The sequence below is a fragment of the Azospirillum mesophilum genome (genome assembly GCF_053470405.2).
In genome coordinates, this window is sequence record NZ_JBPXMQ020000003.1 from 174661 (window position 1) to 199090 (window position 24430).

22 protein-coding genes are annotated in these 24430 nt (G+C 67.7%); 16 read left to right on the plus strand and 6 right to left on the minus strand.

The genetic code is table 11. From position 1 onward, the window contains the following. Positions 1-22: 22 nt before the first annotated feature. Positions 23-1780 (minus strand): signal peptide peptidase SppA, encoded by a 1758-nt coding sequence (gene sppA, locus ACSVC7_RS04995; protein WP_448203321.1) that lies wholly within the window; start codon positions 1778-1780, stop codon positions 23-25. A gap of 52 nt (positions 1781-1832) precedes the next feature. Continuing rightward, positions 1833-2405 carry a peroxidase-related enzyme gene (locus tag ACSVC7_RS05000; RefSeq protein WP_448203322.1) on the minus strand — a complete coding sequence of 191 codons (573 nt, stop codon included), beginning with the start codon at positions 2403-2405 and terminating at the stop codon, positions 1833-1835. Positions 2406-2567: 162 nt separating this feature from the next. On the opposite strand from ACSVC7_RS05000, the gene ACSVC7_RS05005 reads away from it, so the two are divergent. After that, positions 2568-3662: a response regulator gene (locus ACSVC7_RS05005; protein WP_448203323.1), complete on the plus strand. Its 1095-nt coding sequence runs from the start codon at positions 2568-2570 to the stop codon at positions 3660-3662. Between the two features lie 134 nt (positions 3663-3796). Further along, entirely contained in the window at positions 3797-4222 is a 426-nt protein-coding gene (locus ACSVC7_RS05010; protein WP_448203324.1) for a hypothetical protein, read from the plus strand. 141 nt (positions 4223-4363) lie between these two features. On the opposite strand, the gene ACSVC7_RS05015 is transcribed toward ACSVC7_RS05010, so the two are convergent. The 4 genes from ACSVC7_RS05015 to tldD form a co-directional block, all read right to left on the minus strand. Continuing rightward, positions 4364-4930, minus strand: a complete 567-nt coding sequence (locus ACSVC7_RS05015; protein ID WP_448203325.1) for an invasion associated locus B family protein — start codon at positions 4928-4930, stop codon at positions 4364-4366. A gap of 73 nt (positions 4931-5003) precedes the next feature. Next, positions 5004-6080, minus strand: coding sequence for a chorismate synthase (gene aroC / locus ACSVC7_RS05020; protein WP_448203326.1), 1077 nt, complete (start codon positions 6078-6080; stop codon positions 5004-5006). Positions 6081-6195: 115 nt separating this feature from the next. After that, positions 6196-6720 (minus strand): glycine cleavage system transcriptional repressor, encoded by a 525-nt coding sequence (locus tag ACSVC7_RS05025; protein ID WP_448203327.1) that lies wholly within the window; start codon positions 6718-6720, stop codon positions 6196-6198. A gap of 37 nt (positions 6721-6757) precedes the next feature. Next, positions 6758-8191 carry a metalloprotease TldD gene (gene tldD / locus ACSVC7_RS05030; RefSeq protein ID WP_448203328.1) on the minus strand — a complete coding sequence of 478 codons (1434 nt, stop codon included), beginning with the start codon at positions 8189-8191 and terminating at the stop codon, positions 6758-6760. Positions 8192-8350: 159 nt separating this feature from the next. On the opposite strand from tldD, the gene ACSVC7_RS05035 reads away from it, so the two are divergent. The 14 genes from ACSVC7_RS05035 to ACSVC7_RS05100 all read left to right on the plus strand — a co-directional run bounded on the left by ACSVC7_RS05035 (position 8351) and on the right by ACSVC7_RS05100 (position 24418). Further along, the gene (locus ACSVC7_RS05035) at positions 8351-9706 is read left to right on the plus strand and encodes a DUF3422 family protein (protein WP_448203329.1); all 1356 of its coding nucleotides are present in this window, start codon (positions 8351-8353) and stop codon (positions 9704-9706) included. Positions 9707-10185: 479 nt separating this feature from the next. After that, complete coding sequence (gene coxB / locus ACSVC7_RS05040; RefSeq protein WP_448203330.1) at positions 10186-11010, plus strand: cytochrome c oxidase subunit II; 825 nt, start codon at positions 10186-10188, stop codon at positions 11008-11010. A 67-nt stretch (positions 11011-11077) separates the two neighbouring features. Then, on the plus strand, positions 11078-12685 hold the full coding sequence (ctaD, locus tag ACSVC7_RS05045; protein WP_448203331.1) for a cytochrome c oxidase subunit I: 1608 nt from the start codon (positions 11078-11080) through the stop codon (positions 12683-12685). Positions 12686-12767: 82 nt separating this feature from the next. Further along, positions 12768-13667, plus strand: a complete 900-nt coding sequence (cyoE, locus tag ACSVC7_RS05050; RefSeq protein WP_448203332.1) for a heme o synthase — start codon at positions 12768-12770, stop codon at positions 13665-13667. After that, positions 13664-13813: a cytochrome c oxidase system small membrane protein gene (locus ACSVC7_RS05055; protein ID WP_448203333.1), complete on the plus strand. Its 150-nt coding sequence runs from the start codon at positions 13664-13666 to the stop codon at positions 13811-13813. The genes cyoE and ACSVC7_RS05055 overlap by 4 nt, the downstream gene beginning before the upstream one ends. An 18-nt stretch (positions 13814-13831) precedes the next feature. Further along, complete coding sequence (locus ACSVC7_RS05060; protein ID WP_448203334.1) at positions 13832-14452, plus strand: cytochrome c oxidase assembly protein; 621 nt, start codon at positions 13832-13834, stop codon at positions 14450-14452. A 40-nt stretch (positions 14453-14492) separates the two neighbouring features. Next, on the plus strand, positions 14493-15362 hold the full coding sequence (locus ACSVC7_RS05065) for a cytochrome c oxidase subunit 3 (protein WP_448203335.1): 870 nt from the start codon (positions 14493-14495) through the stop codon (positions 15360-15362). A gap of 199 nt (positions 15363-15561) precedes the next feature. Beyond that, positions 15562-15936: a DUF983 domain-containing protein gene (locus tag ACSVC7_RS05070; protein ID WP_448203336.1), complete on the plus strand. Its 375-nt coding sequence runs from the start codon at positions 15562-15564 to the stop codon at positions 15934-15936. Between the two features lie 2 nt (positions 15937-15938). Then, entirely contained in the window at positions 15939-16688 is a 750-nt protein-coding gene (locus tag ACSVC7_RS05075) for an SURF1 family protein (protein ID WP_448203514.1), read from the plus strand. A 10-nt stretch (positions 16689-16698) separates the two neighbouring features. Continuing rightward, positions 16699-18192, plus strand: coding sequence for a carboxypeptidase M32 (locus ACSVC7_RS05080; protein ID WP_448203337.1), 1494 nt, complete (start codon positions 16699-16701; stop codon positions 18190-18192). A gap of 229 nt (positions 18193-18421) precedes the next feature. Next, positions 18422-19897 (plus strand): sensor histidine kinase, encoded by a 1476-nt coding sequence (locus tag ACSVC7_RS05085; RefSeq protein WP_448203338.1) that lies wholly within the window; start codon positions 18422-18424, stop codon positions 19895-19897. 283 nt (positions 19898-20180) lie between these two features. Continuing rightward, the gene (locus ACSVC7_RS05090; RefSeq protein ID WP_448203339.1) at positions 20181-21545 is read left to right on the plus strand and encodes a glycoside hydrolase family 5 protein; all 1365 of its coding nucleotides are present in this window, start codon (positions 20181-20183) and stop codon (positions 21543-21545) included. Between the two features lie 210 nt (positions 21546-21755). Further along, positions 21756-23165 (plus strand): threonine synthase, encoded by a 1410-nt coding sequence (gene thrC / locus ACSVC7_RS05095; RefSeq protein WP_448203340.1) that lies wholly within the window; start codon positions 21756-21758, stop codon positions 23163-23165. Continuing rightward, positions 23162-24418 carry a M16 family metallopeptidase gene (locus ACSVC7_RS05100; protein ID WP_448203341.1) on the plus strand — a complete coding sequence of 419 codons (1257 nt, stop codon included), beginning with the start codon at positions 23162-23164 and terminating at the stop codon, positions 24416-24418. The genes thrC and ACSVC7_RS05100 overlap by 4 nt, the downstream gene beginning before the upstream one ends. The last annotated feature ends 12 nt before the right edge of the window (positions 24419-24430 follow it).

Sequence of the window (24430 nt, forward strand, 5' to 3'; positions counted from 1 at the left end):
GTTGGTGTTTACTGTCCCAGAATCAATGTCCGAGGATCATCGGCGGCATCCGCGCCTGCACCTCGCCGGTGCGGGCGGCCCTGACGAACGGGGCGAGCTGCCCCAGCAGCGGCCGCAGTTCGGCCAGCATCGCCGCCGCCTCCACCAGATCGCCCTTGCCCGACGCAAGGTCGCGGATTTCCTGGAACACCGACTTCGGCTTCGGGAAGGGCTCCAGGGTGACGGGAGCGTCGCGTTCCAGCTTCGCCTCCACCTTCGCCAATGTAAGCGCCGCGTCCACCCCGCCGAGGTCGTCGACCAAGCCAAGATCGCGCGCCTGCGCGCCGGACCAGACGCGCCCCTTGGCGGCGGCGTGGGCCTGGTCGGGGGTGAGGTGCCGCGCCTCGGCAACGCGGTTCAGGAAGGTGGCGTAGCTGGCGTCGATCAGGGCGGTCAGCCGCTCCTCGCCGGTGGGGGAGAAGGGGCGCACCGGCGACCACATGCCGGCGTTTCGGCCGGTGTCGACGATGCCCCAATGCACGCCCAGCCGTTCGGAAAGCGCGTTCACCGACATCTTGCCGGCGACCACGCCGATGGAGCCGGTGATCGTGCCCGGTGAGGCGACGATGCGGTCGGCGGCAAGCGCGATCCAGTAGCCGCCGGAGGCTGCGGTGTCGCCCATGCTCGCGATCACCGGCTTGCCCGACTCGCGTGCCCTGGACAGGGCGCGGCGGATCGTCTCCGACGCGGTGACCCCGCCGCCGCCGCTGTCGATGCGGAACAGGATGGCCTTCACGTCGGGATCGTCCGCCGCGTCCTCGATGGCCTGGACGATGGTCTCCGCCCCGGCGGTGACCTCGCCGATGCCGGGCTTGTCGCTCTTGCCGCTGGTGATGGTGCCGGACGCGTGGATGAGCGCGATGACCGGACCGCTGCCGTAGGCCGGGCCGGCGACACGCAGATAGTCGGCAGGCTCCACCATGTCGGCGTCGGCGGGTCCACCGGCGCGGCGCAGGGCCTCCGCCCTGGCCTCGTCGGCGTAGCCCAGCCGGTCGATCAGCTTGGCGTCCAGCGCCTCCTTGTCGAGCAGCGGGGCCTTGTCCATGGCCGCGCGCACGGCGGCGGGGGCGAGCCGGCGGCTCTTCGCCACGCCGTCCACCACCTGGTTGGTCAGGTCGCCCAGCAGCGACTCGATCATCTCGCGGTGGGCGGGGGTGAAGTCGGTCTTGGTGAAGGTGTCGGCGAAGCTCTTGTACTCCTCCCGCTGCATGAGCTGCGGCTGGATGTCGAGCTTGTCGAGCGCGCCGCGCGCGAAGGGGATCTGCGCCGACAGGCCGGTCAGGCCGAGCATCCCCAGCGGCTGCATCCACACCTCGTCGAAGGCGCTCGCCAGCAGGTAGGAGCGGTTGCCGGATCCGCTCTCGCCATAGGCCTCGGCGAAGGCGATGGCGAAGCGGCCGGAGGCGCGGAAACGCTCGATGGCCGTGCGCAGCTCCTGCGCCTGGGCAAAGCCGGCGCCGTCGCCCCCGCCGCCGAAGTTCGCCAGCACGCCCTTGACGCGCGGGTCGCGCCGCCCGCGCTCCAGCGCGTCCAGCACCTCCCGCAACGTCTTCTCGTGCCCCAGGAAGCCGCCCAGCCGGCCGCCGGCCGCCTCGGTCAGCGAGCCCTTCAGGTCCAGCTCCAGCACGATGGTGTCCGGCAGGGTCGGCTCGTGCCGCGTGACCAGCACCACCGACGCGACGATGGCGGCCACGACGAGAAAGCCGATGAACGCGAACAGGCGGACGATGAACCTCAACATCCCGGCGGCTCCGGCGGTTGGTGGGCAGGCGTGCGCAGGGACTCAGCCTACCTCAACGGTCAAGCTTGTGGTATTCGCGGTTCGGCAGCATATCGACCGCCGTGGCCACGCGATTCGACATATTGTAGAAGCCGGCCGTGTCGGCGATGTCGAAGATGTCAGCCTCGCTGAAGCCGACGTCGCGCAGGGCCTGCCGGTCGGGCTCGCCCACCGTCCAGGGTTCCTTGGTCAGTTTCCAGGCGAAGTCGAGCATGGCGCGCTGGCGCGGCTCCAGCGGGGCCGCGCGGTAGTTCATCACCAGCATCTCGCCCAGTTCCGGGTCGCCGGACAGCTTGCGCACCGCCTGTCCGTGGGCGACGAGGCAGTAGTAGCAGTGGTTCGCCGAGGACACGACCACGGCGATCATCTCCCGCTCCAGCTTGGACAGGCCGCTCTCCCCCAGCATCAGCTCGTTGTAGAGCATGGCGAAGTTGCGCAGCTTCTTCGGGCGGGCGCTGTAGGCGCGCAGCACGTTGGGCACGAAGCCCAGCTTCTCCACGCACTTGTCGAACAGCGCGGCCATCTCCGGGTCGAGGTCCGGGGTCTCGGGCACGGGCAGGGCCATGACGTGATCGGGCTGCGGCATCCTTGCGTTCCTCCGGTAAGTTTCGATTGTTTGGCCGCCAGCCTAGCCGCGCCCGCGCCCGGCGCAAAGCCCTGACCAACGGCCGAGCTGGAAGTTCGCGCTCGCCAAGGCGCATCCCGGCGTGCAAAGAATTGCCCCGAATGCAGTGCAATGGTTGGGGTAATGAACGATTTGAACGGCAAGGGCGGGCCGAAGCTCGACCTTCTCTCCGTTCTCGTGGTCGAGGACAGCGCCTTCATCCGCAACGTGCTGACCGCCACCCTGCGGACCATCGGGGTCGGCACGGTGCATGCGGAAGGCAGCGGGGCCGATGCGATTCGCTTCCTTGAGGAACGGCGGGCTTCCCTGCCGCCGGGCACGGCGCCGGTCGATCTGATCATCTCCGACCTCGTGATGCCGGAGGTGGACGGTCTGATGCTGCTGCGCTGGGTGCGCTGCAGCCCGAAGTCGCCCGACCGCTTCCTTCCCGTGCTGATGCTGTCGGGTGCGGCCGACCGCCAGTATGTGGAGCAGGCGCGCGATCTGGGCGCCAACGACTTCATCGCCAAGCCTTTTTCGTCCGGGACCATCGCCAGCCGCCTGATGACCGCCATCGCGCGGCCGCGCCGGTTCGTGCTGGCCAAGGGCTTCTTCGGGCCGGACCGCCGCCGGACGGAGCGGCCGGTGGCCATGGACTGCCGCATGACCAGCCCGAGCGAGATCCTGGTCGTCCACAGCAAGTCCAAGGCAACGGGCATCGACCGGTACCCGGTGGTCTATTTCGACCTGCCGAACCGGCTTGGCGCCAAGATCGGCATTGCGCCCAAGGATCCGGTGCCGGTCCTGCCGGCCGACGTGCTGGCCGCCGCCGACGCGGAAATCCAGAGCCGCGCCGGCGACTACGCCACCTGGATCGCCGGGGAGGTGGAGGAGATGGCCCGCCGCGTCGAACGGCTGCGGGCGGAACCGGCGGCCGTCCCGGCGCTGATGGTGCAGATCAACCGCTCGGCCCACGAGATGCGCGGGCAGGGCGGCATCTTCGGCTATCCGCTGATCACGCAGGTCGCCAAATCGCTCTACGAGGCAACCCAAGGTGCCTTCACGGCCGTGACGGCGAACGAACATCTGCTGATCAAGGCCCATGTGGACGCCATCAAAGCGGTGATGAACGCCCGCATCAGCGGCGACGGCGGGGTTACCGGAAAACAACTGCTCGCGTCGCTGGATCAGGCCAAGAAGAAATACGCCAAGTCCGAAGGAGAATCGGACCCCGCGTAGGTCCGAATCACGCATAGGTTGGATCGCACATCCGATTGGAACTCTCCCAACCGCGTTCCGTTATCGAGGGGGATTGCACACGCCGCCCGCCTTGCGGAGCGGTGCCTCGAAAAATTCGGGAGCGGAGACCAACCATGCGTTATTCGATCATTGCCGCGGCGTCCGCCATGGCGCTGCTTGCCGCCTGTTCGTCTGAATCGAGCGGCCCGTCCGGCTATGGCATGAGCGGCAGCAGCAGCGTGCCCAGCGCCACCACGTCGGGCAGCACCACCACGCCGGGCGGCACGATGCTGCGCGAAGGCGGCATGCAGAACCGCACGATTTCGCCGGACGAGTCCGGCATGGGCCAGTCGCCGACGCGGGAATCCCTGACGAATCCGAACCGCGCCGGTTCGGGCGCGTCCGGCGCGTCGCCCTATTCGTCGGGCACGTCCAAGACGCAGCCCTATCCGATGACGAACCAGCAGTCGCGGGACTACAAGACCATGTCGCCCGACGACAGCGGCATGGGTGAACCGATGACCCGTCGCTCGCTGCCCAACACCGCGGGCACGCAGTAACGCCGCACCGCCTGCCCCCTCCCACGCCCCTGGCGGAGGGAGGGGGCAGGCCCGGCGCCCACATCCAAGACCCNCCCCCCCCCCCCCCCCCCCCCCCCCCCCCCCCCCCTTGGGGGGGGGCCGCCCCCCCAGGCCCGGCGCCTACATCCAGGCCCCGCCGGCCTCGCGGCGAAGCTGTTCCATGCGCTCGACCGCCGCCTTGAAACCGCTCAGCGAGAAGCGGACTTCCGACTTGGTGCCGGTGGGGGAACTGCCGACGGCGGACACTTCCTTGCCGCCCATCATTTTCTCGACCAGTTTCTGGTTCGTGCCGGGGTCCGGCACCGCGCAGGTGTTCGACTCGAAGGCGAAGGGTTTGCAGGGGAATTCCGGACGGAAGACGGAGTTGTCCACCCAGACGCGCAGGGGCTTGTTCAGGTCGGTGCCCGCCACGTCCAGGCGGAAACGCAGCCCCTCCATCCAGCGTTCGCTGGACCGCAGCCACACGATGCGCGAGTTGCGGTCGCTGCCCGTGCGCGAGCCCAGTTCACATTCCAGGCGCCGCGACGCGCTCCACACCTGACAGTAGAGCTTCCAGTCCTTGAAGGTTTCCGAGAATTCCTGAAAGGGCGGGGACGGGGACTGCGCGGAGGCCGGGGACCCGTCCACAGCCGCGCCCGCCAGCACCGCACCCATCACCATCAGCCCAACGCGCCACACCCGCGACATCGCATCCGGTCCCGTTCAAATCCCTTTGGTATTCGAACGTTACAGGATTTCCCCTTTCGGTGGGAGGGGTTGATTACCCATGCGTGTAGGCGCGCAGGCGCAGCAGATGGTCGGCCAGCACGCAGGCCATCATCGCCTCGCCCACCGGGACGGCGCGGATGCCGACGCAGGGGTCGTGGCGGCCCTTGGTCAGGATGTCCGTCTCCTTGCCCTCCAGGTCCACGGTCTGGCGCGGGGTGAGGATGGAACTGGTCGGCTTCACCGCGAAGCGCACCACGATGTCCTGTCCCGTGGAGATGCCGCCCAGGATGCCGCCGGCCTGATTGGACAGGAATTCCGGCTCGCCATTCGGGCCGGCGCGCATCTCGTCGGCGTTCTGCTCGCCGGTCAGGGTGGCGGCCTCGAAGCCGTTGCCGATCTCCACGCCCTTGACCGCATTGATGGTCATCATGGCGCGGGCGAGGTCGCCGTCCAGCTTGTCGTAGAGCGGGTCGCCCAGCCCGACCGGCACGCCGGAGGCCACCAGTTCGACCACCGCGCCGATGGAGGAGCCGCTCTTGCGGATGCCATCCAGATACTCGGCCCACTGCGCCGCCGCCGTCGCGTCGGGGCAGAAGAAAGGGTTGTTGTCGACCTCGCTCCAATCCCAGCGGCTGCGGTCCACCTTGTGCGGGCCGATCTGCACCAGCGCGCCGCGCACCGTGATCCCATTGCCGAGAACCTTGCGAGCGACGGCGCCAGCCGCCACGCGGCAGGCCGTCTCGCGCGCCGAGGACCGTCCGCCGCCGCGGTAGTCGCGGATGCCGTACTTCTTCCAATAGGTGTAGTCGGCGTGGCCCGGCCGGAACTTGGACGCGATCTCGCTGTAGTCCTTGGACCGCTGGTCCGTGTTCTCGATCATCAGCGAGATCGGGGTGCCGGTGGTCTTGCCATCGAATACGCCGGACAGGATTTTGACCTGATCCGGCTCCTGCCGCTGGGTCGTGTATTTCGACTGACCGGGCCGGCGCTTGTCCAGCCAGGGCTGGATGTCCGCCTCGCTGAGGTCCAGCAGCGACGGGCAGCCGTCGACGACCACCCCGATGGCCGGCCCATGGCTTTCGCCCCAGGTGGTGAAGCGGAAAAGCGTCCCGAAGCTGTTGCCGGCCATGGCGTCCTCGATAAGTGCGCGGAAAGCGCAATTACTGGCGGAGAGTCCGCCAACGCGTCAAGCGCGGTTAAGCCCCCTCGCCCGCCTCCGGCGGGCGAGGGGGCTTACGCGACGCTCAGACCTGTTCTGTCTCGCAGGTCAGGCCCATGGTTTCGGCGGTGTTGGCGACGGCGGACAGGCAGGTGTTCGCGCGTTCCGGCGGGAGGGACACGGCGAAGCGGATGGTGTAGCGGCCGCCTTCGTGGTCCGGCAGGGTCTGGGCGTCCAGCCGGACGATGTTCGCCTGGAACTGGGTGAAGATCTCCGACATGCGGGCGATCAGGCCGGGCTGGTCGCCGCCGGACACCTCCACCCAATGGGTGATGCGCGCCTGCGGACCCGGATTGGGATCGAACTGGAAGGGCGTGACCTTGATCTGGGCGCCCGCCAGTTCCGGCAGGGAGGAGAGGCCGGCCTGCACCTCCTCCACCGAAACGCCGCCCGGCAGTTCGCAGACGGCGGAGAACTCGGCGCCCGTGCCCATCACGGCGAAGGTGGCGTCGCGCAGGTTCACGCCCAGCTCGAACAGGTGGCTGGTGACGGCCGAGACAAGGCCGACCCGGTCGGGGCAGAAGGTCGAAACCATCGCGAGCGTGGACACCGGTTCCCTCCGATCGAAAATCCGAAAGCCGCCCCAGTTAGGCAGCGGTGCCGCCCACGGTCAATCCATCCAGACGGAGGGTCGGCTGGCCGACGCCCACCGGCACGCCCTGGCCGTCCTTGCCGCAGGTGCCGACGCCGGGGTCGAGCTTCGTGTCGTTGCCGATCATCGACACGCGGGTCAGGCTGTCCGGGCCGTTGCCGATCAGGGTGGCGCCCTTCACCGCCGGGCCGAGCTTGCCGTCCTCGATCAGGTAGGCCTCGTTGGCGGAGAAGACGAACTTGCCGTTGGTGATGTCCACCTGCCCGCCGCCGAAGTTCTTGGCGTAGAGGCCCTTCTTCACCGACTTGATGATCTCTTCCGGCGCGTAGGGGCCGGGCCGCATCACCGTGTTGGTCATGCGCGGCATCGGGTGGTAGGCGAAGCTCTGGCGGCGGCCGTTGCCGGTCGGGCGCATGCCCATCAGGCGGGCGTTCATGCGGTCCTGCATGTAGCCGACGAGGATGCCGTCCTCGATCAGCGTGGTGCACTGGCCGGGGGTGCCCTCGTCGTCCACGGTGATGGAGCCGCGGCTGTTCTCGATGGTGCCGTCGTCCACGATGGTCACGCCCGGCGCGGCGATGCGCTGGCCCATCAGCCCGGCGAAGGCGGAGGTCTTCTTGCGGTTGAAGTCGCCCTCCAGCCCGTGGCCAATGGCTTCGTGCAGCAGAATGCCCGGCCAGCCGTTGCCCAGCACGACCGTCATCTCACCCGCCGGGGCCGGGACGGAGGACAGGTTGACCAGCGCCGAACGCAGCGCCTCGTCCACAAAGGCACGCCAAGTGTCGGGCTGCATGTAGTGCTCGTAGGTCACGCGGCCGCCGCCGCCGTGGCCGCCGGTCTCCATCCGGTCGCCGTCCGCCACCACGACGGAGACGTTCAGGCGGACCAGCGGGCGCAGGTCGGCCACGCGCACGCCGTCGGCGCGGATGATCTGCACGGCCTGCCACTCCCCGCTGATCGAGCAGGAGACCTGCCGCACGCGCGGGTCCTTGGCGCGGGCGTAGGCGTCGATCTCCGCCAGCAGCTTCACCTTCTGCTCGAAGGGGACGAAGGGCAGGGGGTTGTCGGGGATGTAGAGCGCGCGGTTGGTGCCCGGCGGCGGCTCCGCCACCGTGCCGGCGTGGCCGGCCTGCACGGCGCGCACCGTGGCTGCGGCGCGGCGGATGGCGTCTTCCGACAGGCTGGAGGCGTGGGCGAAGCCCGTCGCCTCGTCCGCGATGGCGCGCAGGCCGAAGCCCTGGGTGGTGTCGAAGCTGGCCGACTTCAGCTTGCCGTCGTCCCAGCCGAGCGATTCGCTCTGCGCGTACTCCAGATACAGCTCGCCGTCGTCGGCGCCGCGCAGGGCTTCGGCGACAATCCCCTCGACGCGGGAACGGTCCAGGCCGGCGCGATTGAAGAACAGATCGTCGGTGGTGGCGAGCGCGCTCATGGAGACTCCGGGCTATGCGTCTTTTGTAGGAGGGCTTATGGATGCGGGGGCTCTCGCGCCCACACCCCGGATGTGGTCTAAGATCGGACTTATAGTGTGGCGACGGCCGGTGCGTCCGGCAAGGCTCGTCGTCCTTTAGCAGAGGGGAAGGGTGCCGCCATGACCGATGACGCCGTCGCGCTGGGACGCACCGCGGAACAGGCCGCCCGCCCGCTGAAGGACCACGCCCTGCGCGTCGTGCTGACCAACGAGGTGCACACCCGCCCGCCGGAGGTGCTGACCGCCCCGGTGCGCGGCACGATGCTCGCCATGCTCTCCGGCGAGGGGGCGGGGGAGGAGGACCGGCGGCATCTGGAGAAGCTGTGCGACTGGGCCGGCGTGCCGCGTCCGCCAGCGGGCGCGACGCACTACAGCGGCTCCTTCGGCAGCTTCCGCCTGAAGTGGGAGCGGCACACGGAGTTCTCCACCTGGACCGTCTTCCGGCCGAGCGCGACCACCCCCGGCACGCTGGTGGACCCCTTCATCGACCCGGCGCTGAACGCCGTGCCCCGGGAATGGCTGGCCGGGCTGCCGGGCGAGTTGATGGTGGGCATCCATATCGCCGTTCTGGACGCCGACGCGCCGGAGCCGTCCGCCAGCATGCTGTCGGCCATGTTCGGGTCGCAGGGCTACATCGGGACGCGCATTTCGGGCCGCGCGGCCACGGCCTGGACGGATTTCCGCATTCATGGCGACGGCTTCTCGCGGATGCTGATCGCCGACCATTCGATGACGCCCAATCAGGCCGGGCGCGTCGTGCAGCGGCTGATGGAGATCGAGACCTACCGGGTGATGGCGCTGCTGGCGCTGCCGGTGGCGCGCGGGGTGCTGCCGCGCATCGCCCCCATCGAGTCCGACCTCGCCGACCTGACCGCCAGCATCGCCAAGCTGCGTGGCCTGGACGACGAGCGCGAGCTGCTGGACCGGCTGACGCTGCTGGCCGCCCAGACCGAGCAGATCTCGGCGGAGACGGCCTACCGGTTCGGTGCGGCGCGCGCCTACTACAAGCTGGTGGAAAAGCGAATCGAGGAATTGCGGGAGATCCGCATCGAGGGGCTGCCCACGGTCGGCGAGTTCATGGAGCGCCGCCTCGCCCCGGCCATCCGCACCTGCGAGGCGGTGCAGTCGCGCCTGGACGCCCTGTCGCAGCGCGTGGCCCGCGCCAGCAATCTGCTGCGCACTCGCGTCGAGATCGCCGTGGAGGGGCAGAACGCCGAGCTGCTGCACTCCATGGACAAGCGGGCGCAGCTTCAGCTTCGCCTTCAGGAGACGGTGGAAGGGCTGTCGGTGGTGGCGATCAGCTACTACCTCGTCGGCATCGTCGGCTACGCGGCCAAGGGGATGAAGGGCTTCGGGATGAAGGTCGATCCGGACCTGATCGTCGGGCTGATGATCCCCATCATCATCGCCTTCGTCTGGTCCGGCGTGCGCCGCATCCGAAAGGTAATCACTGGCGAGCACGCCGGTGAGCATTGATCGTAAGCCTTTGGGCTGCTTACGAATTTGGTCGTAGGTTGGGTTGAGCGAAAGCGAAACCCAACAGGTTCGCCGTGCGACGGACGTTGGGTTTCGCTTTCGTTCAACCCAACCTACGGTCTTGTTTTGCCTGGACAATTTGCGTCGTAAACAAACTGCGACAGGATGTCGCAGTTTTCATCCCATTCCGACGCTCAACTTTCAGCCTATCGAAAGCTCCAAACCAGCGCCGCGCCTATGTCCTTTGTGTAAAGGGGGCTGACTTGTTCCCAAGCGCGATGCAGGGTTAAGCTTACGGTGCAGGCAAGTGCCGCGCATGAACGGCACGCGCCCTGCAAGAACCGGCTTTCGTCGAAACGCCCGCCGTGGACCGGCCGCGAGGCACGGGACCACATCAATCAGGGGCGGCGGCAAAGGCCGGCGGGTAGGGTAAACCGCGGCCGCGCGCCAAGGGCTTGCGGCCAACGAGAGGGTTGGGGATGAAAACGCAGACCCTGAACGCCGCCGTCCTGGCGGCGATTGCATCATTGTGCGGTTTTTCCGGAAGCGCCGTCGCCGAACCCCACCCCTGGCAAATGGGGCTTCAGGAAGCGGTCACGCCGGTCAAGCACGCCATGGATTCCTTCCACAGCCTGCTGACCGTCATCATCGTCGGCATCGTGCTGTTCGTGCTGGCGCTGCTGGTCCTGGTGATGGTGCGGTTCAACGAGAAGAAGAACCCCACGCCCAGCAAGACGTCACACCACACGGTCCTGGAAGTGGCCTGGACCGTGATCCCGGTCATCATCCTGATCGTCATCGCGGTGCCGTCCTTCAAGCTGCTCTACCAGGCCGAACGGACGCCGGAAGCGGAGATGACCATCAAGGTCACCGGGCGGCAGTGGTACTGGGACTACGAATACCCGGACCACGGCAACATCGCCTTCTCCAGCTACATGATCCAGGAAGCCGACCTGAAGCCGGGGCAGAAGCGCCTGCTTGAGGTGGACAACCGCGTCGTCCTGCCGGTGGGCACCACCGTGCGCGTCCTGGTGACGGGCGGCGACGTGATCCATTCCTGGGCGGTGCCGTCCTTCGGCGTGAAGAAGGACGCCGTTCCCGGCCGCGCCAACGAGACCTGGGTGAAGATCGAGAAGGAAGGCGTCTACTACGGCCAGTGCTCCGAGATTTGCGGCGTCAACCATGGCTTCATGCCGATCGCGGTCGAGGCCGTCTCCAAGGAGAAGTTCGCCGAGTGGGTCGCCAAGGCCAAGGTCGCCTACGGCAAGCCCGACAAGAGCGACGTGGCCCAGATCGGCCAGTGATCGAAGAGCATTGATCGAAAAGAAAAACCATTCCGCCGACGCGAGGGTTTGAGAGAGGGTTAGAGACATGGCAAACGCCAATCCGGGGGAGGCGCACGGGCACGCCCACGGGCACGACCACCACGTGCCGGGCTTCGTCCACCGCTGGTTCTACTCCACCAACCACAAGGACATCGGAACGCTCTACCTGATCTTCTCGGTCGTCGCCGGGCTGATCGGCGGCCTGTTCTCCGTCATCATGCGCATGGAGCTTCAGGCGCCGGGCATGCAGATCGTGGCCGACGGGCAGGTCTGGAACGTGTTGATCACGGCGCACGGCCTGATCATGGTGTTCTTCGTGGTCATGCCGGCGCTGATCGGCGGCTTCGGCAACTGGTTCGTGCCGCTCATGATCGGGTCGCCCGACATGGCCTTCCCGCGCATGAACAACATCAGCTTCTGGCTGCTGGTGCCGGCCTTCCTGCTTCTGCTGGGCTCCGCCTTCGTGGGGCAGGGTGCCGGCACGGGCTGGACGATCTACCCGCCGCTGTCCTCGCCGCTCGGCCATTCCGGCCCGTCGGTGGACATGGCGATCTTCGCGCTGCATCTGGCGGGCGCGTCGTCGATCCTGGGTGCCGTGAACTTCATCACGACCATCTTCAACATGCGCGCGCCGGGCATGACGCTGCACAAGATGCCGCTGTTCGTCTGGGCGATGCTGGTGACGGCCTTCCTGCTGCTGCTGGCCGTTCCGGTGCTGGGCGGCGCCATCACCATGTTGCTGACCGACCGCAACTTCGGCACGGCCTTCTTCAACCCGGAGGGCGGCGGCGACCCGATCCTGTTCCAGCACCTGTTCTGGTTCTTCGGCCACCCCGAAGTCTACATCATGATCCTGCCGGCCTTCGGCATCATCAGCCACATCGTCTCGACCTTCTCGCGCAAGCCGGTGTTCGGGTATCTGGGCATGGCCTACGCGATGGTCGCCATCGGCGTGGTCGGCTTCGTGGTGTGGGCGCACCACATGTACACGGTCGGCCTGGACGTGAACACCAAGGCCTACTTCACCGCCGCGACCATGATCATCGCGGTGCCGACGGGCGTGAAGATCTTCTCCTGGATCGCCACGATGTGGGGCGGGTCGATCGAGTTCAAGACGCCGATGCTGTGGGCGCTGGGCTTCATCTTCCTGTTCACGGTCGGCGGCGTGACCGGCGTGGTGCTGGCCAACGGCGGCATGGACATCGTGCTGCACGACACCTACTACGTCGTCGCGCACTTCCATTACGTGCTGTCGCTGGGCGCGGTCTTCTCGATCTTCGCCGGCTGGTACTACTGGATCGGCAAGATGTCGGGCCGGCAGTACCCGGAATTCTGGGGCAAGGTCCACTTCTGGACGACCTTCATCGGCGTGAACCTGATCTTCTTCCCGCAGCACTTCCTGGGGCTGGCCGGCATGCCGCGGCGTATCCCGGATTATCCGGACGCCTTTGCCGGATGGAACATGGTTTCCTCCATCGGCGCCTACATCTCTTTCGCCTCCACGCTGTTGTTCGTGTGGATCGCGATCAGGACGCTGCGCAGCGGCGAGCGGGTGGACGCGGCCTATTGGGGTACGCACGCCGGCACCCTGGAATGGACCGTCAGCTCGCCCCCGCCGTTCCACGCCTTCGAGACGCTGCCGCGGGTGAAGTGACGACTGTGACGCGACTGGCATGACGTGAACGCTGGCCGCCGGGGGACCCACCGTTTCCCCGGCCGGCGGGAGGGAAACAAGAATGACGGACCTGAGCCTTGAACGGGTCTCCGACGCAACGGCGGGCGATTACATCGAGCTGCTGAAGCCGCGGGTGATGTCGCTGGTGGTGTTCACGGGGCTGGCCGGCATCGTGGTGGCGCCGGGCCACCTGCACCCGGTGCTGGAGGCGGTGGCGGTGCTGTGCATCGCGGTCGGGGCGGGCGCGTCGGGCGCCATCAACATGTGGTACGACCGCGACATCGACGCGGTGATGTCCCGCACCGCCAAGCGCCCGATCCCGTCGGGACGGGTGGAGCCGGAGAACGCGCTGGCCTTCGGCGTCGTCCTGGCCGCGGCCTCCATCGTCGTGATGGGGCTGGCGGTCAACTGGGTGGCGTCCGCCCTGCTGGCGCTGACCATCGGCTTCTACATCGTCGTCTACACGATGTGGCTGAAGCGCCGGACGCCGCAGAACATCGTGATCGGCGGGGCCGCCGGCGCCTTCCCGCCGATGATCGGCTGGGCGGCGGTGACGGGCGGGGTGGAACTGCCCTCCATCCTGCTGTTCCTGCTGATCTTCCTGTGGACGCCGCCGCACTTCTGGGCGCTGGCGCTGTTCCGCAACGGCGACTACGCGCGCGCCGGAGTGCCGATGATGCCGGTCGTGGCGGGGCCGGAGGCGACCAAGCGGCAGATGCTGCTCTACACGCTGGTGCTTCTGCCGGTGGCGGCGGCGCCGTACTTCGTGGGGATCGGTGGGCTTGCCTACCTCGCCGGGTCGAGCGTGCTGGGCGCCCTGTTCGTGCTGAGCGCCCTGCGGGTGCTGCGCGCGACCGACGACAAGCCGGCCAAGCAGATGTTCGGCTTCTCGATCCTCTACCTGTTCCTGCTGTTCGCCCTGCTGGTGGGCGAGCATCTCGTTGCCGGAGGTGGGGCATGACCGCCATGGCTAAGATGAACGATGAGAGCGTGGAGACGGAGCGCCGCCGCAGGCTGCGCGGGCGCAACTATGCGGTGCTGGCGGCGCTGCTGGCGCTCGTGGTGCTGTTCTACGTCGTGACCCTGGTCCGCATGAGCGGCCACTAGACGGAAGGAGGGGCCGCGATGGACGACAAGATCCGCCGCCGGAACAGCCTGATCGGGATCGCGCTCTTCGGTCTCGTCGCGGGGATGGTCGGGCTGGCCTTCGCGTCGGCGCCGCTCTACTCGCTGTTCTGTCAGGTGACCGGCTTCGGCGGCACCACGCAGCGGGCGAAGGCGGCCCCGACCAAGGTGGTCGACCGCACGGTCACCATCCGCTTCAACTCGGACGTGAACGACGCGTTGCCCTGGAGCTTCCGGCCGGAGCAGCGCGAGGTGAAGGTGAAGCTGGGCGAGACGGGGCTGGCGAACTACCGGGCGGAGAGCCGCGCCGCCAAGCCCACCGTCGGCACCGCCGTCTACAACGTCACGCCGGACAAGGCCGGGATCTACTTCAACAAGATCCAGTGCTTCTGCTTCGACGAGCAGGTTCTGGAACCGGGGCAGGCGGTGGACATGCCCGTGGCCTTCTTCGTGGATCCGGCGCTGGCCGACGATCCGAACATGGAGGACGTGACCACCATCACGCTCTCCTACACCTTCTTCCGGGCCAAGGACGAAAGCCAGGTTCTGGCGCAGCACGCCAATCAGAGCCAGCAGGGCAAGACGCAAACGGCGGCGCCGCGCGCGACCGCGACGAATTAAAACCAATTCGGGCTAAAACCAATTCGGGGCTGGAAAAGAGATGGCCGACATCACGCACGCGCACATGCCGCATCCACCCGCCTCCGCGCACGGCGCGGGGGAGGGTATTCCGCATCCCTACCATCTGGTGAAGCCGAGCCCCTGGCCGCTGCTGGGCGCCTTCGCCGGCGGCCTGCTGGCGGTGGGCATGGTCATCTACATGCACGGCGGCACCAAGCTGCTGGCGATCCTGGGCTTCGCGTCCGTGCTGGGCGTCATGTTCGGCTGGTGGCGCGACGTCATCAAGGAAGCGGTGCGCGAGAAGGCGCACACGCCGGTGGTGAAGATCGGACTGCGCTATGGCATGTCGCTGTTCATCGCGTCGGAGGTGATGTTCTTCGCGGCCTTCTTCTGGGCCTTCTACGACGCGGCCCTGTTCCCGAAGATCTTCGCGGAGAACCCGCAGGGCGTCTGGCCGCCGCCGAACATCGAGCCGCTGGAGACCTTCCACCTGCCGCTGATGATGACGATGATCCTGCTGCTGTCGGGCGTCACCGTCACCTGGGCGCACCATTCCATCATCGAGGGCAACAACCGCGACGCCGCCAAGGCGCTGGGCCTGACGGTGCTGCTGGGCGTGATGTTCACCTTCTTCCAGGGGTGGGAGTACAGCCACGCCGCCTTCGGCTTCAAGGAAGGCATCTACCCGTCCACCTTCTTCATGGCGACGGGCTTCCACGGCTTCCATGTGATCGTCGGCACGATCTTCCTGTTCGTCTGCTGGATGCGCACGCTGAAGGGCCACTTCACCCCGCAGAGCCATTTCGGTTTTGAAGCGGCGGCCTGGTACTGGCACTTCGTCGACGTGGTCTGGCTGTTCCTGTTCGTGTCGGTCTACTGGTGGGGCTCGCACGGCGGCGGACATCATTGATAGCAACAGCCCCTCTCCCAGCCCCGCTGGGAGAGGGAGGGACCCGCGAAGCGGGAGGGTGAGGGCAAGGTCTGTCCGGGAATCTTCGATCCACTTTCCTTGATTTTTCGGAAGAACCTTGCCCTCACCCTCCCACGCTTCGCATGGGCCCCTCCCTCTCCCGCCGGAGGCGGGCGAGGGGGAATGGAGGGTGCGGGGCTTGAGCACCTATCATCCGAACGTCTCGCCGATGACCGCGGGCTTGCGCTGCGCCTGTCCGCGCTGCGGGCGGGGGAAGCTGTTCAAGGGCTTCCTCACCGTCAACGAGCGCTGCGCGGTCTGCGGGCTGAACCTCGCGCGGCAGGACAGCGGCGACGGGCCGGCGGTGTTCCTGATCTTCATCCTGGGCTTCCTGGTCGTCCCGGTCGCGCTGTGGGTGTCGATGACGGTGGACTGGCCGCTGTGGCTGCACACCATCGTCTGGAGCATCGTCATCCTGGGGCTGGCGCTGGGCATGCTGCGCCCGGCGAAGGCCTATGTCGTGGCGCTGCAATACCGCCACCGGCGCAACGAGCTTGAGGATCCGAACGCGTGACCATGACGGCCGCCGCCGCCCCGCGCCGCTTCCGCCCGTCGCTGTGGGCGGTGCTGATCACCGTGCCGGCGGTGCTGGCGATGCTGGCGCTCGGCACGTGGCAGATGCAGCGGCTGCACTGGAAGGAAGAGCTGATCCACAAGGTGGAGCAGCGCCTGCACGCCGCCCCCGTCCCCCTGCCGGCGGTTCTGCCCGATCCCGCGGACTTCGAATTCCGGCCGGTGACGGTCGCCGGCCGCTTCCTGAACGACAAGGAATTGCGCATCGTCGCCCGGCCGCACCAGGGGCAGGTGGGCTACGAGGTGCTGACCCCGCTGGAGCGCGCCGATGGCGGCGGCGTGGTGCTGGTGAACCGCGGCTTCGTCCCGATGGACAAGCGCGATATGGACAGGCGCGACCCCGCCACCCGCCCGGACAGCCGCGTCGAGGGGCCGGTGACCGTCACCGGGCTCGTCCGACTGCCGCAGCCCGCCGGGTGGCTCCAGCCGGACAACCGGCCCGGCGCCGACGCCTGGATGCGCCTGGACCCGCCGGCCATGGGCGCGTCGGTCGGGCTGGGCCGGGTGGCGCCGGTGGTCGTGGAGGCGCTGCCGGATCCGGCGCGCTCCGGCATCCTGCTCAACGGCATCCGGCCGCAGGTCGAGCTTCCCAACAACCATCTGCAATACGCGATCACATGGTATAGCCTTGCCGCGACCTTGGCCGTCATCTTCGTCCTGTCGCAACGCCGCCGGGTCGACCGGTCCGAATAAGAGCCTCCGAATGACCGCATATCAGGAACTGGAACGCCGCTTCGCCCGCATCGCCGCCATCGGGGACGCGCTCGGCATCCTCGGTTGGGACACCCAGACCATGATGCCCGAAGGCTCCAACGACGCGCGCGCGGAGCAGACGGCGACCCTGACGGTGCTGGCGCACGAGCTGGAAACCGACCCGCGCGTCGCCGACTGGCTGGACGAGGCGGAGGCCGACGGCAACCTCGACCCGTGGCAAAAGGCCAACCTGCGGGAGATGCGGCGCAGCCACCGGCAGGCCACCGCCGTCCCGGCGGACCTTGTGGAGGCGACCAGCAAGGCCATCTCCGCCTGCGACATGATCTGGCGCACCGCGCGGGCGGAGAGCGACTACGCCATGCTGCTGCCCTCCCTGACGGAGGTGCTGCGCCGCGTCCGCGAGTGCGGCGAGGCGAAGGGGGCGGCCCTGGGTCTCAGCGCCTACGACGCCATGCTGGACGAGCATGATCCGGGCGCCCGCGCCGAGCGCATCGACGCGCTGTTCGACGATCTCGCCGGCTTCCTGCCCGGCCTGATCGAACGGGTGCTGGAGAAGCAGGCCCGCGAGCCCGCGTCGATCCGCCCCGAGGGGCCGTTCCCGGTGGAGGCGCAGAAGGCGCTGGGTGAGCGGCTGATGCGGCAGGCCGGCTTCGACTTCGGGCGCGGCCGGCTGGACGTCTCGCTGCACCCCTTCTGCGGCGGCGCCACCGACGACGTGCGCATCACCACCCGCTACGACGAGGCCGACTTCACCAAGGCCCTGATGGGCGTGATGCACGAGACCGGCCACGCCCTCTACGAGCAGGGTCGTCCGCGCGCCTGGATCCACCAGCCGGTTGGACAGGCGCGCGGCATGGCCGTGCACGAAAGCCAATCGCTGATCGTCGAGATGCAGGCCTGCCGCTCGCCGGAGTTCCTGTCCTACCTCGGACCGGTGGCGCGGGAGGCCTTCGGCGGCGCCGGCCCGGCCTGGGAGCCGGACAACCTGCGTCGGCATTACACGCGGGTGGAGCGCGGCTTCATTCGCGTGGACGCCGACGAGGTGACCTACCCGGCGCATGTCATCCTGCGCTACCGGCTGGAGAGGGCGCTGGTGGCCGGCGATCTGGCGCTGGAGGATTTGCCGGGGGCCTGGAACGACGGCATGCGGCAGCTGCTCGGCGTGGTTCCGCCCGACGACCGGCTGGGCTGTCTTCAGGACATCCACTGGCCGTCCGGCGGCTGGGGCTATTTCCCGAGCTACACGCTGGGCGCCATGACCGCCGCGCAACTCTTCGACGCGGCGACGCGGGCGGACGCGGCGATCAAGCCGGCGCTGACGCGCGGCGACCTTGGCCCGCTGGTCGCGTGGCTGCGGCGGAACGTGCACGGGACGGGATGCCTTCCCGCCTCCGGCGACGATCTGCTGACCGCCGCCACGGGCCGCCCGCTCGACGCGTCGGTGTTCAAGCGGCACCTGGAAGCCCGCTATTTGGGCGCGTGATCGAAAGGGGTGAAAAATTGTTCGTGCACATCCTGTAATAGGAAGGAAGTAGCTAGGAAGTTTAAGTAGACACTAAACTGTATGACTTTTACTATCGGCGCCGTTCGGCTGCTCGTGACGCCGGCATTGTGGGTAAATCCTGAAATCGCGGCGTCTTAATACTCCCAGCGTGCATGGGAATGGCCGTCGCGAAGGCAATGCCGCCAGGGCAAAGCATGAGGGGCGGGGGATGGACGCGTATCATTCGGGCGTTGATGCCGCTGCATTCCATGCCGGCGATGACGAGGGCTGGAAGGAATTCGCCCTGGAATGCGCCGAGGTCGGGGCGTGGCGCAGCTTCCCTCAAAGCGGCCGGTTCGAGGTTGCCGGCGCTTTCCGCAAAATTCACGGTCTGGCGGATGACGCGCCCATCAATCTGGACATCGCCCATTCGATGATCCATCCGGATGATCGAGAGCGCGCCCTGGAGGATTGCAAACGGATGGCGGGCCGAAGGGAAACCTTCAGCACCGAATTCCGGATCCGGCGCGGGGACGGCGCCCTTCGCTGGATGCACGTTCAGGGACGCTGGGTCGCCGGCCCGCCGGGCGTGGGCGAGTATCTGGTCGGCGTCACCCGCGACGAGACCGAACGGAAGAACACGCAGGAAGCCCTCCACTACAGCCGAAACCGGCTTCAGGAGGCCAAGGACATCGCCGGGCTGGGGTTCTGGGAGTTCGACGCGGCCGCCCAGAAGATCATCTGGTGCGAACGGATGTGCGCCATCGTCGGACGCGACCCGGCGCTGGGGGCGCCGACCTTCCTGGAATTCCGGGCCATAGTTCATCCCGACGACCGGCCGCTGTTCGACACGCTGGTCGAGCGGGCCACCACCATGTGCGAAGACTATGAAGTGGACTGGCGCCTGCGCCATGCGGACGGCCACTTCCGCTGGGTGCGCACGCGGGCGCGGGCCTATCATGACGAGGCCGGGCGCTGCCGGCGGCTCGTCGGGACCGACCTGGACATCACCCAGATCAAGCTGGCCGAGGAAAGCCTGCGCCAATCGCTGATCCAGCGCGAAACGCTGGTGACGGAAAGCCATCACCGCATCAAGAACAGCATCGCCTCGGTCGCGGCGCTGCTGCAGATCCAGGCCCGCTCGCAAAGCCTGGAACAGGCGCGCACGGCGCTGCTGGACGCGGAGCAGCGGGTCCAGACCGTCGGCCGCATTCATGAGGCGCTCTACAAGTCGGCCAGCTTCACGAGCGTGGATTTCGGGGCGCACCTGCGGGTGCTGATGGAGGATGTCGCGCGGTCAGTGGCGACCCGGAACGGAATTCCGCCCGTGCTGCACCTGGACTGCCCCGACGGGATCGAACTGACGGCGGACAGCGCGACACCCCTGTCACAGGTTGTCGTTGAACTGGTGATGAACGCGGTCAAGCATGTGGGCGCCGTTCGGGACGACGTCGTCATCCGCATCGCTTTCCAGCCGGGCGACCCGATGCGGCTGGTCGTGGCGGACAACGGGCTCGGACTGCCAGCCCAGCCGGACAAGTCCAAGGGGCTGGGCCTGCGTCTGGTCAAGCTTCTGTCCCAGCAGTTGGGCGGTGCTGCGACCTTCGAGAATGGTCCCACGGGGCTGGTGGCGACCATCGCCTTTCCACCCCCGATTGACGCCGCGCGGGGGTCGGGCAGCGGCGCGCATGGACTAGGCCGCTGATTTTTCTTCGTTTCGGGACCTGCGCAAAAGGCTGACCGCTAACACGCCTGCGCTGACCGCAGCGCCGGTTCCAGGCCCATCCGCCGTCCCGCGAAAAGCCGATCAAATCCGCGAAAACTCTGGCGTTTCTTTCGATCGGCGATCGTAAGGGCGAAAACTCCCCGTCCGGATTTGGTCACAAGCTCGTTCAAATGCGGCAAATGTTTGGCGCGATTGGCAATGTTTCATTAACCATAAAAGCCCAGCCTCCGGGTCAACGCGAACGGACAACGAGCTTTAAACAATGAGCATCGCCAAGGGCTTCCTGCACACGGATGGCAACCAGATCGTCGATTCGTCGGGCCAGAACGTCAAGCTGACCGGTGTGAACTGGTTCGGCGGCGAAGGCTTCGTCTTCAACCCCAACGGCATGGACATGCGCGGTTACTGGGGGATGATGGACCAGATGAAGAGCCTGGGCTTCAACACCATCCGCCTGCCGTGGAGCGACGCGATGCTCGACGCGGACCGCGCGACGGGCATCGACACGTCGAAGAACCCCGACCTTGAGAACAAGACCCCGCTGGAGGTCATGGACAAGGTCATCGACTACGCCGGCCGCATCGGCATGAAGGTCATCCTCGACCACCATCGCTCCAGCGACGGTGCGTCCGCCAACGAGAACGGCCTGTGGTACGACGACAAGTACCCGGAGTCGAAGATGATCGAAAACTGGAAGATGCTGGCGGACCGGTACAAGGGCAACGACACCGTGATCGGTGCCGACCTGCACAACGAGCCGCACGCCGGCGCGACCTGGGGCGGCGGCGACAAGGCCACCGACTGGGCCTGGGCCGCGGAGCGCATCGGCAACGCCATCCAGTCCGTGAACAAGGACTGGCTGCTGATGGTCGAGGGCGTCGAGGTCCAGGACGGCAAATGGGATTGGTGGGGCGGCAATCTGGCCGGCGCCAAGGATCGTCCGATCCACTTCGACACGCCGGACAAGCTCGTCTACTCGGTCCATTCCTATGGCCCGTCGGTCGCGGACCAGCAGTGGTTCCATGACCCGAAATACCCGAACAACCTGCCGCAGCAGTACACCGACAACTGGGGCTGGGCGCTGAAGGACAACAAGACGCCGGTGCTGGTGGGCGAGTTCGGCGGCAAGCTGGACACCGCCGCGGACAAGGCCTACATGGGCAAGCTGGTCCAGTACCTGAACGGCGACTACAACGGCGACGGCAAGAGCGACCTCGCCGCGGGCCAGCAGGGCGCCAGCTGGACCTACTGGTCCTGGAACCCGAACTCCGGCGACACCGGCGGCATCCTGAAGGACGACTGGCAGACGGTCGACCAGACCAAGATGAACGCCATCAAGGCCGCGCTGTATGCCGGCGGCGGCAGCGAGGGCAAGGGCCCCTGGGCGCCGGCCTCTGCCCAGTCCCTGTCGGCGGACGTCCATCAGGTCGGTGGCCATGGCGCCGACAATGTATGGTCGCACTCCGTGGCCCAGGCGCAGTCCGCCACGACGAACGCCGCCCTGGCGACGACGGACGCGGCGCACGCCCTGGCGACGGTCGACGTGCAGCATCTGGGCCTGCCGCAGGACTTCGCCCTGCCGTACGATCCGACGCACGGGCACCACGACGTCGCCAGCGGCTATTAAGCCCAACGGCTCGCGGTCCGAAAAGCCGAGACGGGGAGGGGGCCGGCAGCCACGCTGCCGGTCCCTCTCCTTGTTGCCGCCCCGGGGTCGCCGTCTTGGGGGCCAGCAGCCGCTTGCGCGGATGGGGGGCAGCGGCTAACTATGCCCCTTTCGCAACGGTTGTCGGCTCTCTCGTCAGCGCCGGCTCCAAAAAGCGTCGGAGTGTGTGCGGTGCAGTACGTCAGCACGCGGGGTCAGGCCCCGGTCCTGGGTTTCGAAGATGTCCTCCTGGCCGGTCTGGCGCGTGACGGTGGCCTGTATGTGCCGCAGAGCTGGCCGCAGTTCTCCAAGGACGACATCCGCGCGATGCGCGGGCTGCCCTACAGCGAGATCGCCGTGCGCGTGATGCTGCCCTTCCTGGGCGGCGCCATCGCCGAGGACGAGTTCCGCGCCATCGTCAAGGACGCCTACGCCACCTTCGACCACGCCGCGGTGACTCCGCTGGTGCAGCTCGACCAGAGCAATTGGGTGCTGGAGCTGTTCCACGGTCCGACGCTGGCCTTCAAGGACGTGGCGCTGCAACTGCTCGGCCGCCTGTTCGACCATGTGCTGGCCAAGCGCGGGGAGCGCGTGACCATCGTCGGCGCCACCTCCGGCGACACCGGTTCGGCCGCCATCGAGGCCTGCCGCGACCGCCAGAACGTGGACATCTTCATCCTGCACCCGAAGGGCCGCACGTCGGAGGTGCAGCGCCGGCAGATGACCAGCGTGCTGTCCGACAACGTGCACAACATCGCGCTGCACGGCACCTTCGACGACTGCCAGGATCTGGTGAAGGCCATGTTCAACGACGTGGCCTTCCGCGACCGGATGGGCCTGTCGGCGGTGAACTCCATCAACTGGGCGCGCATCATGGCCCAGATCGTCTATTACTTCACGGCGGCGGTGGCGCTGGGCGCGCCGGACCGCAAGGTGGCCTTCACCGTGCCGACCGGCAATTTCGGCAACGTCTACGCCGCCTACGGCGCGCGGGCGATGGGCCTGCCGATCGAGAAGCTGGTGGTGGGCTCCAACTCCAACGACATCCTGGCGCGCTTTTTTGCCAGCGGCACCATGTCGGCGGCTCCGGTCGTTCCCACATTGAGCCCCAGCATGGACATCCAGATCTCCTCCAACTTCGAACGGCTGCTGTTCGACATGCTGGGCCGCGACGGCGCCGCCGTCACCGCGTCGATGAACCGCTTCCGGACGGAGGGCAAGTTCGCCGTGACCGACGCGCAGCTCGCCGACGCCCTGGCCGTCTTCCAGGGCCACCGCGTGGACGAGGCCGGCACGATGGCGACCATCGAGGACGTGTGGAAGGGCTGCGGTTACCTGCTCGATCCGCACACGGCGGTGGGTGTGGCCTCGGCCAAGGCCGCCAAGCTCCCGTCCGACGTCGCCACGGTCATCCTGGCGACCGCCCATCCCGCCAAGTTCCCCGACGCGGTGGAAAAGGCGACCGGCCACCGGCCGGACCTGCCGCCGCGCCTGTCCGACCTGTATGTGCGCGAAGAGCGCCTGTCCGAGCTGCCCAACGAACTGGCCGCCGTGCAGGAGTTCGTCGTCGCGCGCGCCCGCGCCGCCAAGGAGGCTGCATGACCATCCGTGTGACCACGCTGCCGAACGGGCTGCGCGTCGCGACCGACACCATGCCCGACGTGCAGTCGGTGTCGCTCGGCTGCTGGGTCGGCGTGGGAACACGGAACGAGCAGGCCAGCGTCAACGGCGTCGCCCATCTCGTCGAGCACATGCTGTTCAAGGGCACCCAGCGCCGCTCGGCCTTCCGCATCTCCGAGGAGATCGAGAATGTCGGCGGCCAGCTCAACGCCTACACGACGCGGGAGCAGACCGCCTACTACGCCAAGGTCCTGCACGAGGACACGAACCTCGCGCTGGACCTGATCGCCGACATGCTCCAGCACTCCACCCTGGACGAGGAGGAACTGGCGCGCGAGCGGACGGTGGTGCTGCAGGAGATCGGGCAGGCCGCCGACACGCCTGACGACATCATCTTCGACCATTTCCAGGCGACCGCCTATCCGGGGCAGGCGCTGGGGCGGCCCGTGCTGGGCTCCGCCGACATCGTGGGATCCCTGTCGCGCTCCGCGCTGGTCGAGTACATCGACGGGCACTACGGCGCGCCCGGCGTCGTTCTGGCCGCGGCCGGGCGGCTCGACCACGACCGGCTGGTGGAGATGGCGCTGAAGTCCTTCGGCAAGCTGTCCAGCCGGCCGGTGCCGGAGGCGGAGACCGCACTCTACACCGGCGGCGACTACCGCGAGGCGCGCGACCTGGAGCAGATGCACCTCGTCCTCGGCTTCGACGGGGTGGGGGTGCACGACCCGGACTATTACGCCCACTCGGTCCTGTCGACGCTGCTGGGCGGCGGCATGTCGTCCCGCCTGTTCCAGGAGGTGCGGGAGAAGCGCGGGCTGGTCTATTCCATCTACACCTTCTCCGGCGCCTACCGCGACGGCGGCCTGTTCGGCGTCTACGCCGGCACCGGCGAGGAGGAGGTGACGGAACTGGTTCCCGTGGTCTGCGAGGAGCTGATGAAGGTCGCCGAGGACGTCACCGAGGACGAGGTCGCCCGCGCCGCCGCGCAGCTCCGCGCCGGCACGCTGATGGCGCTGGAAAGCACCATGTCGCGGTGCGAACAGCTCGGCCAGCAGCTTCTGGTCTACAACCGGCCGGTCCCGGTCGACGAGATCGTGGAGAAGATCGGCGCCGTGGACCGCGACGCCGTGGTCCGTGCCGCCAAGCGCCTGCGCGAGAGCCGCCCCACCATCGCCGCGCTCGGCCCCATCGCCCGGCTGGAAGAGTATGACCGGATTGTCGCTCGGCTGCAGTAAGGGAAGGCCGGC

What these genes read in the sequence shown, in the direction of transcription:
- sppA (WP_448203321.1), bottom strand. Translation starts at nt 1,780, where the DNA reads ATGTTGAGGTTCATCGTCCGCCTGTTCGCGTTCATCGGCTTTCTCGTC.
- ACSVC7_RS05000 (WP_448203322.1), bottom strand. Translation starts at nt 2,405, where the DNA reads ATGCCGCAGCCCGATCACGTCATGGCCCTGCCCGTGCCCGAGACCCCG.
- ACSVC7_RS05005 (WP_448203323.1), top strand. Translation starts at nt 2,568, where the DNA reads ATGAACGATTTGAACGGCAAGGGCGGGCCGAAGCTCGACCTTCTCTCC.
- ACSVC7_RS05010 (WP_448203324.1), top strand. Translation starts at nt 3,797, where the DNA reads ATGCGTTATTCGATCATTGCCGCGGCGTCCGCCATGGCGCTGCTTGCC.
- ACSVC7_RS05015 (WP_448203325.1), bottom strand. Translation starts at nt 4,930, where the DNA reads ATGTCGCGGGTGTGGCGCGTTGGGCTGATGGTGATGGGTGCGGTGCTG.
- aroC (WP_448203326.1), bottom strand. Translation starts at nt 6,080, where the DNA reads ATGGCCGGCAACAGCTTCGGGACGCTTTTCCGCTTCACCACCTGGGGC.
- tldD (WP_448203328.1), bottom strand. Translation starts at nt 8,191, where the DNA reads ATGAGCGCGCTCGCCACCACCGACGATCTGTTCTTCAATCGCGCCGGC.
- ACSVC7_RS05035 (WP_448203329.1), top strand. Translation starts at nt 8,351, where the DNA reads ATGACCGATGACGCCGTCGCGCTGGGACGCACCGCGGAACAGGCCGCC.
- coxB (WP_448203330.1), top strand. Translation starts at nt 10,186, where the DNA reads ATGAAAACGCAGACCCTGAACGCCGCCGTCCTGGCGGCGATTGCATCA.
- ctaD (WP_448203331.1), top strand. Translation starts at nt 11,078, where the DNA reads ATGGCAAACGCCAATCCGGGGGAGGCGCACGGGCACGCCCACGGGCAC.
- cyoE (WP_448203332.1), top strand. Translation starts at nt 12,768, where the DNA reads ATGACGGACCTGAGCCTTGAACGGGTCTCCGACGCAACGGCGGGCGAT.
- ACSVC7_RS05055 (WP_448203333.1), top strand. Translation starts at nt 13,664, where the DNA reads ATGACCGCCATGGCTAAGATGAACGATGAGAGCGTGGAGACGGAGCGC.
- ACSVC7_RS05060 (WP_448203334.1), top strand. Translation starts at nt 13,832, where the DNA reads ATGGACGACAAGATCCGCCGCCGGAACAGCCTGATCGGGATCGCGCTC.
- ACSVC7_RS05065 (WP_448203335.1), top strand. Translation starts at nt 14,493, where the DNA reads ATGGCCGACATCACGCACGCGCACATGCCGCATCCACCCGCCTCCGCG.
- ACSVC7_RS05075 (WP_448203514.1), top strand. Translation starts at nt 15,939, where the DNA reads ATGACGGCCGCCGCCGCCCCGCGCCGCTTCCGCCCGTCGCTGTGGGCG.
- ACSVC7_RS05080 (WP_448203337.1), top strand. Translation starts at nt 16,699, where the DNA reads ATGACCGCATATCAGGAACTGGAACGCCGCTTCGCCCGCATCGCCGCC.
- ACSVC7_RS05085 (WP_448203338.1), top strand. Translation starts at nt 18,422, where the DNA reads ATGGACGCGTATCATTCGGGCGTTGATGCCGCTGCATTCCATGCCGGC.
- ACSVC7_RS05090 (WP_448203339.1), top strand. Translation starts at nt 20,181, where the DNA reads ATGAGCATCGCCAAGGGCTTCCTGCACACGGATGGCAACCAGATCGTC.
- ACSVC7_RS05100 (WP_448203341.1), top strand. Translation starts at nt 23,162, where the DNA reads ATGACCATCCGTGTGACCACGCTGCCGAACGGGCTGCGCGTCGCGACC.